This is a genomic window from Bacillus atrophaeus, assembly GCF_001584335.1.
Taxonomy (GTDB): domain Bacteria; phylum Bacillota; class Bacilli; order Bacillales; family Bacillaceae; genus Bacillus; species Bacillus atrophaeus.
In genome coordinates, this window is the sequence record NZ_LSBB01000018.1 from 669,133 (window position 1) to 685,271 (window position 16,139).

The 16,139-nt window shown below is 46.4% G+C and carries 1 protein-coding gene; it reads left to right on the forward strand.

All coding sequences use genetic code 11. From position 1 onward, the window contains the following. The first annotated feature begins 2 nt into the window (after window positions 1–2). Window positions 3–16,103 (forward strand): non-ribosomal peptide synthase/polyketide synthase, encoded by a 16,101-nt coding sequence (locus tag AXI57_RS12230; protein WP_061670218.1) that lies wholly within the window; start codon window positions 3–5, stop codon window positions 16,101–16,103. Window positions 16,104–16,139 lie beyond the last annotated feature (36 nt).

Genomic DNA, 16,139 nt, shown 5'->3' on the forward strand with positions numbered 1-16,139 from the left:
CAATGTCGGTATTTAAAAAGCAAGAAACGTACTGGGATAACCTGTTTGATGAAGAGGATGGCCTAAGCGTATTCCCTTCCTTTAAAGCAGCGGAAAAAGCGTCATTGGCCCGTACCGGCTATCAGGAAAAATGCATCTATCGTTCCTTATCTCCAGAAGTATCTCAAAGAATAATGACAATGGCTAATCATTCCGAAATGGCAGCCTATTTGATATTAATGGCAGGCATTGAATGCTTGTTGTATAAATATACGGACCGAACGAACTTGATTCTGGGCATTCCAACGGTATCGAAACAAAAAAGCAGCTCGGCTGTCAATACCATTGTCCTATTGAAAAATACGCTTAGCTCCCAGAGTACGTTTAAAACCGTGTTCGAGCAACTAAAAGCAGCGGTTAATGATTCGCTGAAAAATCAAAACCTGCCGTTTCGAAAAATGGTCCAGCATTTAACCGTGCAATACGACGATGAGCGCATTCCGTTGATTCATACCGTCGTTTCGCTCAATGAAATTCATTCCTTGCAATTTAAGGAAGACGTTGCAACTGATACGTTGTTTCACTTTGATTTGGAGAACAACGGGATTCATTTGAAGCTTTTTTATAACGGCAAGCTTTATGATGAGCGCTATATGGACCAAATCGTGTCCCATCTTGATCACCTGTTTTCCGTAATCTTGTTCCAGCCTCAAGCAGCAATCCAAACGGCAGATGTCATACCCGAAGCGGAAAAGCATCAAATGTTGTTTGATTTTAATGACACCAACGCAGATTATTCTGGAAGCCGAACTGCATATCAATTATTTGAAGAGCAAGCTGAAAGAACGCCTGATCATCCAGCCGTCAAGTTCGAAAACAGCCATCTGACGTACAGGGAATTGAATGAAAAAGCTAATCGTTTGGCAAGAACGTTACGAAACCGCGGGGTTCAAGCCGACACATTGGTTGCCATTATGGCTGAGCGTTCGTTGGAAATGATTGTGTCCATGATTGCCATTTGGAAGGCGGGGGGCGCTTATGTGCCTCTGGATCCTGAATATCCAAAAGAGCGGCTTCAATATTTGCTGCATGATGCGAATGCAGACGTACTTGTTGTTCAGCGGCATTTCAAAAACAGCCTCGTCTTTGACGGCCCGACGATTGATCTGAATGATGAAACATCTTACCACGCTGATTGCTCATTGTTATCGCCAATAGCAGAACACAATCATTTGGCCTATGTCATCTATACCTCGGGCACAACGGGTAAGCCGAAAGGAGTATTGGCTGAACATGGCGGGATTGTGAACTCGCTCCAGTGGAAGAAGGCGTTTTTTAAGCATTCCGAAGAGGATCGCGTACTTGTTTTGTACCCCTATGTTTTCGATGCGTTCATTTTAAACTTCTTCGGCCCGCTTATCTCGGGTGCAACTTTGTATCTTTTGCCTAATGAAGACAACAAAGATCTTTTCGCGATTCAAAACGTCCTGAGGCAGGAAAGGATTACCCATTTCTCGACTTCTCCCCGTCTGTTAAAAGCTATGATCGAACAGATGAACGAAGAGGACTTTCTTCATGTTCAACATGTCGTAGTAGGCGGAGAACAACTCGAACCCGATACCGTAGAAAGGCTGTTTTCCCTGCAGCCTCAGATTCGGCTCAATAATGAATATGGTCCGACCGAAAATAGCGTGGTATCTACGTTTCAGCCTGTTCATTCTGCCGATGAACAGATCACGATTGGCAAGCCGGTGGCCAATCACCAAGCCTATATTTTAGGAGCGCACCATCAAATACAGCCGATCGGCGTACCGGGCGAGCTGTATGTCGGAGGAGCGGGAGTGGCCCGCGGCTACCTCAATCGGCCTGAATTGACGAAAGAAAAGTTTGTGCAACATTTGCTTCTCCCTGGTCAAAAGATGTATAAAACGGGCGATCTCGCCAGGTGGCTGCCAGATGGAAGGATCGGATATTTGGGACGAATCGACCACCAAGTGAAAATTCGCGGATACCGTATCGAGCTTGGCGAGGTGGAGTCGGCCATGTTCAATCTGGAAGAGGTTCGTGAGGCGGCAGTCGTTGCGCGGGAGGGCGCAGACGGAGCTAAACAATTGTATGCCTATTATGTCGGAGAGCCTTCTTTGACCGCCGCGCAGTTCAGAGCCATGTTGTCCCGTGAACTGCCGGATTATATGATTCCCGCTTACTTTATCCATTTGGAATGCATACCGCTCACTCCCAATGGAAAGATTGATCTGAAAGCTTTACCTGTTACCGAAGAAAAAACGCGGACGGAAAACGAATACATAGCCCCGCGAAACTCAATAGAAGAACTGCTGGTGTCCATTTGGCAAGAGGTATTAGGCGCTGAGCGTATAGGAATTCTGGATAATTTCTTTGATTTTGGCGGAGATTCGATTAAATCAATTCAGGTTTCTTCCAGATTGTATCAAGCCGGATACAAGGTTGACATGAAGCATTTGTTTAAATATCCCTCGATTGCTGAGCTAAGTATTTTTGTAGAGCCGGTAAGCAGAATGGCCGATCAAGGGGAAGTGAAGGGAAGTACAAGTCTGACCCCGATTCAACATTGGTTCTTTGAACAAAAGATGCCGCATGCGCACCATTATAATCAGGCTGTGATGTTATTTTCGGCGCAAGGATTTAAAGAGGCACCTCTTCGCCAGGCGATGGAACGCGTCGCTGTGCACCACGATGCGTTGCGGATGATTTTTGAAGAAACACCTAACGGATACGTTGCTCGAATTGCGGGAACAGAAGAAAGTGAATTGTACCATCTGGAAGTGATGAATTGTAAAGGGGATGCCGATCCGGCCCAAGCTCTTGCCAATAAAGCGAGCCGGATTCAAAGCAGCATGGAATTAAGCCAAGGGCCTTTGATGAAGCTTGGTTTGTTCCAATGTCCGGACGGAGATCATTTGCTTATTGCGATTCATCACTTGGTTATCGATGGAATATCTTGGCGAATTTTACTTGAGGATATTGCCAGCGGCTATGAGCAGGCGGTGCGTGGACAAACGGTCCGGCTTCCGCAAAAAACAGACTCATTTCCATTCTGGGCGGAGCAATTATCCAAGTATGCGCTGGAAACCGAGATGGAGCAGGAGCTTGCCTATTGGACCGAGCTTTCAAGCCTGGAGCTGCAACCATTGCCTAAGGATAACATCAGCGAAGGTTCGTTATTGAAAGACAGCGACGAAATGACGATTCAATGGACAAAAGAAGAAACGGAGCAATTATTAAAACAAGCGAATCGAGCCTATAACACGGACATCAACGACCTGCTGCTGACTTCGTTAGGACTGGCTGTTCACAGGTGGACAGGCATGGAAGAAGTTGTCGTGAACTTGGAGGGTCATGGAAGAGAACCGGTTATTCCGGATGCGGATATCACGCGCACGGTAGGATGGTTTACAAGCCAGTATCCTGTCGTACTAAAGATGGAAGCAGGAAAAGAGCTGTCGCAGTGCATCAAGACCGTAAAAGAAGGTCTGCGCCAGATCCCCGATAAAGGAATGAATTATAGTGTTATCAAATATTTATCCGGACGTCCGGAAGCTGACAGCCTGCAGCTGAATCCCGAAATTTCGTTTAATTACTTAGGCCAGTTCGACCAGGACCTGCAGCATCATGCTTTTCAGGTATCACCTTATTCCACAGGGTTATCGATGAATGAAAACCAAGTGAGAACGTCCGTGCTTGATTTGAATGGCATGATTGCAGAGGGGAAATTATCGCTGACACTCAGCTACAGCAATAAGCAATACGAAAGATCGACCATGGCGCAATTTGCCCAAAGTTTGAAAGAAAGTCTGCAAGAAGTCATTGCGCATTGCGTAAGCCAACAGCTGACATCATTGACGCCAAGCGACATCCTGTTAAAGGATATCACGATAGACGAACTAGAACAGCTTTTGGAGCAAACGCGTGAATTAGGCGAAGTGGAAAATATCTATCCGTTAACGCCAATGCAGAAAGGCATGCTGTTTCACAGCTTGTTTGATCCAAATTCAGGCGCTTATTTTCAGCAAACGACGTTTGATCTGCATGGAGATTTGGATATCGATTCATTTTCAAAAAGCTTAGATGGCTTATCGCAAAGACACGATATTTTCCGCACGAATTTTTACAGAGGATGGAAAGACCAGCCGCTGCAAATCATATTTAAAACCAAAAAGATCGGATTTCAATTCATCGATTTACGCGAGATGACTGAAACGCAAAAAGAAGAGATGATTCAGGCATATGCCAGGGAAGATAAGGCTCGGGGATTCGACTTAGCGAAAGACGCGTTAATGAGGTTATTTATTCTTCGTACGGATGAAACGACCTATCGTTTTATATGGAGTTTTCACCATATTTTGATGGACGGTTGGTGCCTGCCGCTTATTACGAAAGAAATATTCGACCATTACTTTGCTTTACTTCAGCAAAAGCAGCCTGAACAAGCGACGATTACTCCGTATAGCCAATATATTGAATGGCTTGATCGGCAAGATGCAAAAGAGGCCCAGCGTTATTGGGATCAATATTTGGACGGATATGAAGAACAAACCGTCCTCCCTAAGGACAATCACCTGGCGGAAGATGAACATTACATTCCGGAGAAAGTGACATGTGAAATAGGCGCCGATCTCACGTTGAAAATGAAGCAGACAGCCAGCAAGCGCCATGTCACGCTGAATACGCTGCTGCAAACGGCATGGGGGGTTTTGCTGCAGAAATACAATCGGAGCCGGGACGTTGTTTTTGGAAGTGTTGTATCCGGAAGACCGGCGGGGATTCCAAACGTGGAAACCATGATCGGCTTATTCATTAACACCATTCCTGTGCGAATTCAATGTGAAGCTGAAACGACTTTTGCCGAACTCATGAAACAGGCGCAGGAAAAGGCCGTAGGATCTCAAAAGTATGAGACGTATCCGTTGTACGATATTCAAGCGCGTACTATCCAAAGGCAGCATTTAATTACACATTTAATGATATTTGAAAATTACCCTGTTGGTCAGTATATGGAAAGCATAGGTCAGGATAACGGATCATCTATCGCAATCTCCAACGTGCAAATGGAGGAACAAACCAACTACGATTTTAATGTAACCGTTATACCGGGTGAAGCGATGAACATCTATTTTGAATACAACGCCAAGGTGTATGACCGGGCAAGCATGGAGCGGATTCGGGAGCATTTCGTACAAATCTTGCATCAAGTCGTTGCAGATGCGGATATCCAGGTGGAACAAGTGGAATTGTTAACGGAAGGCGAAAAAAGACACCTTCTTCAGACGCTTAACGACACGGCTGCGCCATATCCGCAGACGGCGGTTTATCAATTGTTTGAAGAGCAATCGCAGCGAACGCCCGATCAAGCAGCTGTTATCGATAAGGACGAGCAGCTCACGTACCGGCAGCTCAACGAGCGGGCAAACCAACTGGCGCGAACGATAAGAGCGAAGGGCGTGCAGGCGGATCACCCCGTAGCTATCATCAGCAGAAACAGTATCGAATCGGTGGTAGGGATACTTGCCATTTTAAAAGCCGGCGGAGCCTACGTCCCCATAGATCCGGAATATCCGCAAGACCGCATCCAGTACATGCTGGATGATTCCCAAGCCGGGATCGTCTTGATGCAGCGTGATGTCCGGGAGCAGCTCACCTATAAAGGCGTCACGGTTTTATTGGATGAGGAAAGCTCCTATCACGAAGATGCCTCTAACCTTGAACCGCTCAGTGATGCGAACCATTTGGCGTATGTGATTTATACGTCAGGTTCGACGGGCAAGCCCAAAGGCGTATTGATCGAGCACCGGGGCTTGACCAATTATATTTGGTGGGCGAGAGAGGTTTATGTAAAAGGCGAGAAAACCAATTTCCCGTTGTACTCGTCGATCTCTTTTGATCTAACGGTGACTTCCATTTTCACACCGTTGGTCACAGGTAATACGATCATCGTCTACGACGGAGAGGACAAAACAGCTTTACTTGCATCGATTGTGCAGGACCCGAGGGTAGATATCATTAAATTGACCCCGGCCCATTTGCAGGTTTTGAAGGCAATGAATATCGACAATAAAACAGCTCTCCGAAAAATGATTGTGGGCGGCGAGAATCTGAGCACCCGGTTAGCCCAAAGCATTCATGAGCAATTTGAAGGCCGAATTGAAATATGCAACGAATACGGGCCGACAGAAACCGTTGTAGGATGCATGATTTACCGTTACGACTCTGTGAGAGACAGACGAGAATCGGTACCAATTGGTACAGCAGCAGCAAACATGAGCATTTATGTGCTGGATGAGAACTTGAAACCGGTGCCGATCGGTGTTCCTGGAGAAATATATATTAGCGGCGCCGGTGTAGCAAGAGGATATTTGAACCGTCCGGAATTGACGGCAGAGAAATTTGTCGATGACCCGTTTGTGCTCGGGGCCAAAATGTATAAGACCGGGGATTTGGCAAAGTGGCTGCCTGACGGGAACATCGAATATGCAGGCAGAATGGATGAACAAGTCAAAATCAGAGGTTATCGCATTGAATTAGGCGAGATCGAGGCGGCGCTGCTCCAAGCAGAAGCGATCAAGGAAGCGGTCGTCATAGCCAGAGAAGATGCACATGGATTTAAGCAATTGTGTGCGTATTACGTAAGCGGCCAGCCATTAACGGTATCCCGGCTCCGGGAACAATTGTCTCATGCCCTGCCTGGCTATATGGTTCCGGCCTATTTTATTGAGCTGGAAAAAATGCCTTTAACCTCCAATGGGAAAATAAACCGAAAAGGGCTGCCGGCCCCGGATTTACGGCTGCAGAACAGAGCAGAGTATAAGGCCCCCCGAACAAAAGTGGAAGAAATATTAGTTTCTGCTTGGGAAGCGGTATTAGGCGCTGAAAACGTAGGTATTCTCGATAATTTCTTTGATCTTGGCGGAGATTCCATCAAATCAATTCAAGTGTCTTCCAGGTTAAATCAGCAAGGATACAAAATGGAAATCAAACACTTGTTTCAATATGCGACCATTGCCGAATTGAGTCCGCATATCGAGCAGAATCTGCGTATACCTGATCAAGATGAAGTCAAAGGAAAGGTCAGCCTGACTCCTATTCAGCATTGGTTCTTTGACCAAACAACGGTAGATCCGCATTATTATAATCAAGCTGTCATGCTGTATGCATCGCAAGGCTTTCAGGAATCACCGCTTCGCCAAACACTGCAGAAGCTTGGAGAGCACCACGATGCGCTTCGCATGATGTTCCGGACAGCGGATAACGGATACGAGGCTTGGAATGCAGAGATCGCCCAAAGCGAGCTGTACCATCTTGAAGTCATGAATCTGAAAGCCGAAGCCGACCCGGGTCCGGCAATTGAAGCCAAGGCTAACGAGATACAGGGCAGTATGCGTTTAAGCGGCGGCCCGTTAATGAAAGCCGGATTGTTTCAATGTACAGATGGGGATCATTTGCTCATTGCCATCCATCATTTAATTGTAGACGGGGTTTCATGGCGCATTTTACTGGAGGATATCGCTAGTGGTTACAGGCAAGCCGAGAATGGGCAAGTGATTCAATTGCCGCAAAAAACAGACTCTTTCCGGCTATGGGCCGAGAGACTGTCGGAGTATGCGCAAAGTGCGGCCATCAAGCAAGAACAGGAATATTGGACACAGATCGAGCAAACCGATGTGAAACCGCTGCCTAAAGATTTTCATGAAACGCGTACGTTCTCAAAAGACAGTGAAACGGTGACCGTGGAATGGACCAAAGAAGAGACGGAGCTGTTATTAAAACAAGCGAATCGCGCTTATAACACTGAAATAAACGACCTGCTGTTAATCTCACTGGGGCTTTCGATATCGCATTGGTCAGGACTTGAACAGATTGCGGTTCATTTAGAGGGACACGGAAGAGAACAGATTATCCCTGATATGGATATCTCTCGCACGGTGGGGTGGTTTACAAGTCTGTATCCGGTTGTGCTTCACACGCAGCAAGGCAAAGAAATATCTTATTATATCAAGACAACCAAAGAAGGGTTGCGCCAAATTCCGCATAAAGGGATCGGATATGGAATAGCAAGGTATTTAAGCAGTTCAATGCCAGCGAAAATGAGTCCGGAGATTAGTTTTAATTACCTGGGGCAGTTTGATCAAGATTTGCAGCATCATGAGATTCAATTATCGCCTTACTCCTGCGGTGCAGACTCGAGCGAAAATCAAGTCAGACCGTATGTATTGAATATAAACGGAATGATTTCCAAGGGCCGGTTAATGCTGACGATTAGCTATAGCAACAAACAGTACGTAAGAGAAACCATCAAGCGGTTATCGGCATTTATTCAAAGCGGCCTTCGGACAATCATTGAGCATTGTGTGCATAAAGAACAATCGGAACTGACGCCAAGCGATATTTTGTTAAAAGGCATGACCGTTGACGAATTGGACCAGCTCCTTATTCAACTGCCGCATGCAGGTGAGATCGAAAATGTGTATCCGCTCACTCCGATGCAGAAGGGGATGCTGTTTCACAGCATGCTGGATGAGGACTCAAGTTCTTATTTCGAACAAGCATCGTTTGATTTGCAGGGAGAGTTAGAGATTGATAGGTTTGCAGCAAGCTTGGAGCGTTTATTTGAAAAATATGCCGTGCTCAGAACCCGTTTTTATAGCGGCTGGAACGATGTCCCCTTACAAATTGTCTATAAAACGCAAAGACCGAAAGTTCATTTTGCAGATTTGCGTGACATGGATAAGAACCGGCGTGAGAATGAAATCCGATCCTATCAACGGGAGGATAAAGCGAACGGATTTGACCTGGCTCAAGATCGGTTGATGCGCATGGCGATTTTCCGTATGGAAGATTACAAATATCATATCATTTGGAGCTTCCATCATATTGTCATGGATGGCTGGTGCCTGCCTCTTATCACGAAGGAAGTGTTTGAACATTATATCGCCCTGCAAGAGGGCAGAGAAATAGAATCTGTTTATACAGCTCCTTATAGCGACTATATGGAATGGCTTGATCGTCAAGATCATAAGGCGGCCAAACAGTACTGGAGCGAGTATCTTGAAGGCTATAAAGGTGAAACCCGGATTCTTCAAAAAAGACCCCAGCATGAACGAAAAGCATATGCTTATGCCAATGTGATCTGCCAATTAGATCAAGAACAGACAAAACAATTACAGCAGATCGCAAACCAGCATCAAGTCACGTTAAATACGTTGATCCAAACGCTGTGGGGAATTTTATTACAGAAATATAGCGGGACCGGCGACGTTGTCTTTGGCAGTGTCGTGTCGGGAAGGCCGGTGGATATCCCCGGTGTGGAACAGATGATCGGTCTGTTCATAAATACCATTCCGGTTCGAATCCGTTGCGATGAGGATAGCTCTTTCGTCGAAGCAATGCAAATGGTTCAAGAGAAGGCATTGGCTTCCCAATCGTACGATACCTATCCTTTATACGAAATTCAGGCACAAACGGAACAGAAGCAAGACTTAATTGATCATATTATGATCTTTGAAAACTATCCGATAGGACAACAAGTCGAGCAAGCAGGCCATGATGCTGCGGAATTAAACATCGAGAATTTTCATATGGAAGAGCATTCCCATTACGATTTTAATGTGGCTGTCATCCCTGGCGAACAACTGGCCGTTCATTTTGGTTTTAACCAAAACGAATATGAACAATCAGAAGTGGAGCGGGTTCGAGGACATTTTGAACAGCTCATGCATCAAGTATTGCAGCATCCGCACATCAAAATAGAAGAATTGGAACTTTTGACCAAGCAAGAAAAAGAACACCTGCTTAACCGTTTTCAGTCTAGCGAAATGCATTTCTCTCGTGAACAAACGATTCATCAGCGGTTCGAGGAACAAGCGCACCGTACGCCGGACCGTGCAGCGGTTGTATTCGAGGGAGAACAGTTAACGTATGGGGAACTGAACCAGCGAGCCAATCAGCTTGCGCGAACCTTGCAAGCCGAAGGAGTGCAAGCGGGTCAACTTGTCGGCATTATGGTTGATCGTTCCTTGGAGATGATTACAGGGATCTTAGCAGTTTTAAAAGCGGGCGGAGCGTATTTGCCAATAGATCCGTATTCTCCTTTGGAACGCATCCATTATATCGTAAGGGATTCGGGCATTAACGTATTACTTATGCGCGGGAAAATTCCAGACAACGCCGTCTTTTCCGGAACATGTATCGATATGCAAGAGGAACATGCCTATCAGGAAACAGATGTCAACCTGGCGCTGCCATGTCAGTCCAATCAACTGGCCTATGCCATTTATACTTCTGGCACGACGGGCAGGCCAAAAGGCACGCTGATTGAACATCGCCAGGTGATTCACCTCATCGAAGGGCTGCGTCTTCAGGTTTACTCCGCCTATGATGCGGTTTTGCATGTGGCCATGCTCGCTCCATATTATTTCGATGCTTCGGTCCAGCAATTGTACGCTTCTTTGTTGTTAGGACATACCTTGTTTATCGTTCCCAAAGAGACGGTGTCTGATGGTGCAGCCTTATGGCATTACTATCGAGAGCATCGTATTGACGTAACCGACGGAACGCCTGCCCACTTAAAGCTGCTGGTAGCTGCAGATGATAGGCAAGGAGCACCGCTTCGTCATCTCTTAATCGGAGGAGAGGCGCTTCCTAAAACGACGGTAACCAAGTTCATGCAGTTATTTGCCGCTCATGGCGCAGTACCTGCCATTACCAATGTATATGGCCCTACCGAAACTTGCGTGGATGCGTCCCTGTTCAACATTGAAGTTTCTGCCGATGCTTGGACTCGCAGTCAAATTCACGTCCCAATAGGCAAGCCGCTAGGCAGCAATCGCATGTACATTCTCGATTCGCAGCAGCGATTACAGCCAGTGGGCGTCCAGGGCGAGTTATACATTGCAGGGGACGGCGTAGGGCGCGGATACTTGAACTTGCCGGAATTGACGAATGAAAAATTCGTGGACGATCCGTTTGTCCCATCGAGCCGAATGTATAGAACCGGCGATCTGGCTCGCCTTCTGCCGGATGGAAATATAGAATTTATTGGGCGAATCGATCATCAGGTGAAAATTCATGGTTTTAGGATTGAACTTGGTGAAATCGAATCGCAGATGTTGAACGTTCCGGAGATTCAAGAAGCCGTCGTTTCTGCCTTTGAAGATGCAGAGGGCGAGCAATATTTATGCGGGTACTATTTGGCGGACGAGCCATTCCCGATTAGCGAACTTCGGGATGTTCTGGCCCGACATTTACCAGGATATATGATACCGGCTTATTTTGTACAACTGGACCAGATGCCGTTAACGCCGAACGGAAAGTTGAATCGTCAATTATTACCGGCGCCGGACGGAAAGCGATACGGTGCCGCGGAATACGTGTCGCCGCGAACTTCGACAGAAATTCAGCTGGCGAAGATTTGGCAGGATGTTCTCGGATTAGAGCAGGTGGGGATTCGAGATAACTTTTTTGATGTCGGGGGACACTCCCTGCGTGCGACGACGCTAATTGCAAAGATTCAAAAGCAATTGCATGTTCAAATCCCTTTGCGAAACGTGTTCCAGTTCCCAACCATTGAACAGCTCGCGCAGGCGATTACGATGATGGAGCAAACCGGATATGCTTGTATTCCTGCAATCGAAAAAAGGCCCTATTATCCGGTATCCTCTGCACAAAAAAGATTGTACATTCTCAACCATTTGGAAGGCGGAGAGCTCAGTTACAACATGCTGGGCATGATGGCTGTCGAAGGGGAGCTGGATCGGGATAGGTTACAGGAGTCCTTTGCTCAACTGATTCAGCGCCATGAATCTTTGCGCACCGGCTTTAAAATGGTGGACGGAGAACCTGTTCAGTATGTCTTGGATCACGTTGAATTTGCAGTAGAATTGTATCAGGCCAGGGGAGATGAAGCGGACCTTTGTATCCGTCAATTTGTTCGTGCATTTCAACTGGAGGAGCCTCCGCTGCTTCGTGTCGGGCTGATTGAGCTTCAACCTAATCACGGAATCCTGCTGTTTGATATGCATCATATTATCTCGGACGGAACATCCATGAGCGTACTGATCAAAGAATTTGTCCGAATGTATGAAGGAGAGGCATTACCGCCCCTGCGGATCCAGTACAAAGACTACGCAGTGTGGCAAACCGGGGAAGCGCGATTAAAGCAAGTACAAAAGCAAGAAGCCTATTGGCTGGAGCTGTACAGCGGCGATATTCCCATCCTTCATCTGCCAACCGATTATATACGGCCTTCCGCAAGGGATTTTACGGGAGCTACGCTGCACTTTACGGTTGATGAGCAAAGAAGCGCGGGGTTAAAGCAACTGGCATTTAAAAACGAATCCACTTTATATATGGTGCTTCTTGCGTCCTATACCTTATTGCTGTCTAAATACATCGGCCAGGAAGACATTATTGTGGGCAGCCCCATAGCGGGGAGACCGCATGCGGATTTGGATTCGATCATCGGTATGTTCGTCAATACACTGGCGATGCGTAATTTCCCTGCCAAAGAGAAGACGTTCTCTCAGTATCTTGCCGAAGTGAAGGAGAATGCATTAAAAGCTTATGAGCATCAAGATTATCCGTTTGAAGCTCTGGTTGACCAATTGAACATCGCCAGAGATTTAAGCCGCAATCCGTTGTTCGACACCATGTTTGTGCTGCAGAACACGGAGCAAGAACAATTAGTGATGGATGGCTTGACATTTAACCCTTATCCGAGCGAACATACGATGGCTAAATTCGACTTAACCTTAACAGCTGTGGAGGAAGAGAAGCACATTCATTTCACAATGGAATACCTGACGACACTGTTCAAGCCGGAAACGATCGAACGCATGATGCGGCATTTTGTGCAGCTGATCGATGCGATCATCGAACATCCTGAGGCCAAGCTGGCTTCTTTAGATATGATGTCGCCGCAAGAGAAAAGTGAAATTTGGGAACTGTTTAACAATACTGCAGTAAACGATGAACATATCTCATCAACGATTCATCAACAATTCGAGCAGCAGGCTGAGCGCACTCCTGACCATGTCGCCGTTTTGTTTGAAAATCAAACCTGGACCTATCGTCAGTTGAATGAACGCTCCAACCAACTGGCACGCGCGCTTCGGAATCAAGGCGTAGGCGCCGATCAAGTGGCTGCCATTCTCACGGAACGCTCGGCAAATCTGATTATCGGGATTTTAGCAATATTAAAGGCCGGTGGAGCGTTTCTTCCAATAGATCCGGAGCTTCCTGAAGAACGACGTGCTTTTTTAATGAAAGACAGCGGCGCCAGTGTGCTTTTGACTTGTGCCGATCATAACGTTCCGCCTTCCTTTGAAGGTGTGGTGGTTCTGCTTGACGATCCGTTGGTATATCAAGGCGAGGAAAGCAATCTTAACCTTTCCTATGCGGAAAATCATTTATTGTACGTCATTTACACATCAGGTACAACAGGAAAGCCTAAAGGGGTTCAATTAGAGCATAAAACCATGTTGAATCTGCTCGCTTATGAGCGGGAACATACGCAGCTGCGTTTTGACAGGGTGCTGCAATTTGCCGCGATGAGCTTCGATGTCTGCTATCAAGAGATTTTCTCCACGATCTTAAGCGGCGGGACACTTTATATCATTGACAATGAGGCAAAACGCGAAATTCGTCATCTCAACGAATTTGTCAAGACATACAGGATACAAACGGCATTTCTTCCTACCGCGTTCCTTAAGCTCCTTGCATCGGAGAAACAATTTTTCGAACCGTTTGCCGAATGCGTGGATCATATGATCGCCGCGGGAGAACAGCTCATCGTGTCGAGTATGCTGCGAGAAATGCTGGCGCGTCACCATGTCATGCTGCATAATCATTACGGTCCATCGGAAACGCATGTCGTGACCATGTATACCGTTGATCCGGAAATTCATCAGGAGCTTCAGCCTATAGGCAAACCGATTTCGAATACGGAAATTTTAATTTTGAATGAAGCCGGGACGCTTCAGCCTGTCGGTATCGTCGGTGAACTTTGTATTTCCGGGGTCAGCTTAGCCAGAGGTTATCATAACCGGGAATCTTTGACGCTCGAAAAATTTGTTCCGAATCCCTATCATCCCTATGATACGAATCAACGGATGTATAAAACAGGTGATCTTGCCCGTTACCTGCCCGATGGAAACATTGAATATGCCGGAAGAATGGACCAGCAAGTCAAAATTCGCGGATACCGGATCGAACTTGGCGAGGTTGAAGCCGCTCTTCTCAACATCGAGCATGTACAAGAAGCGGTTGTCCTGGCCAGAGAAAATGCAGAGGGGCAAAGCGATTTGTATGCCTATTTTACAGCGGAGCAATCACTGCCGAGCAGTCAGCTTAAAGAAAAGCTTGCTAATCAAATACCAGGCTATATGATTCCCGCATATCTGATGCAGCTGGAGCAAATGCCGTTAACCTCCAATGGAAAAGTGAATCGCGAAGCATTGCCGCTGCCCGAAGCAGGCTTGCAAACCGGGATTGACTATGTTGCTCCAAGGACGAGAATGGAAGAGCAGTTAGTTCACGTCTGGAAAGAAGTATTGAAGTTAGAACAAGTAGGCGTGAAAGATAACTTTTTCGAGATCGGCGGGCATTCGTTACGGGGGATGACGCTCGTTGCCAAAATCCATAAACAATTCCACAAAAGCATTTCGTTGAGAGAAGTGTTTCAATGCCCGACGATTGAAGAAATGGCGAAGGTCATTGCAGGTGCGGAAACGTGCGGACCGGATGATATCCCTGCTGCAGAGGTCAAAGATGTTTATCCTGTATCTTCCGTACAAAAGATGGTTTACCTGTCTACACAAATTGAAGGCGGAGAATTAAGTTACAACATGCCGGGAATTTTGACGTTGGAGGGAAGAATCGACATGGATCGTTTACAAATTGCGTTCCATAGACTGATTCAGCGCCATGAATCGCTGCGCACCGGATTTGAAATGATCCGCGGAGAACCGATGCAGGTGATCAAGCCGCAGGTGAAATTTTCTATGGAAAAGTACAAGGCAGCGGCTGACGAAGTCGAAGAGCTGTTCCGTACCTTCGTGCGGCCATTCGATCTTAGCCAGGCTCCATTGCTTCGAGCCGGTCTCATTGAGTTGGAACAGGACAAGCATATTTTTATGTTTGACATGCACCATATCGTTACGGACGGCGCTTCCATGAATATATTTGTCGAAGAACTGATTCAACTATATGACGGCAAAGAATTAACTCCGCTCCGGATTCAATACAAAGACTTCACTGCATGGCAGCAGCAGGCAGGGCAGAGGGAACGCATCAAGAGGCAGGAGGACTATTGGTTGGATGTATTTCATGAGGAGCTTCCGTCATTTGAGCTGCCGAAAGATTTTGCCAGACCGCGCGTTCGAAGCTTTGATGGGAAGCGATACAATTTTGTTCTTGATGAGACTGTGGTCCAAGGTCTAAAACAGATGGAAGAATTGACCGGAGCGACCGCTTATATGATCTTGTTGGCATCCTATACCATACTGCTGGCCAAATACAGCGCTCAAGAAGATATTGTCGTCGGTACGCCTATTGCGGGAAGAGTGCATGAAGATTTACAACATATCATCGGGATGTTTGTGAATACGTTAGCTATTCGTACGGCTCCGGCCGAAGAAAAGACCTTTATGGACTATGTAACGGAAACCAAAGAAACGATGCTGAAAGCTTATGAAAATCAAGAGTATCCTTTTGAAGAATTAGTTGAGAAGCTGGGAGTGAAACGAGATTTAAGCCGTAATCCGCTATTCGATACGATGTTCGTTGTGCAAAATACGGAACAAACGGATATTGAAGTGGATTCTCTTACTGTCAGACCTTATGAACAAACGAATACGGCGGCCAAATTTGATTTCCAGTTGACTTTCGTGATGAACCCGCACGAGATCCAAGGCAGCTTTGATTACTGTACGAAGCTATTTAAACAGAAAACCATCGCTACGCTGGCCAAGGATTATGCCATGATCCTGTCGGCGATTATAAAAGACCCATCGATTCCTTTAAAAGAAATTCAATTAAGTGAGAAAGTAAACAAAAGAGAACACTACGCAAGCGAAATCGAATTGAATTTCTAAAAACGGCCGGTTACGGCTGTCCGCGGCATGTTTATG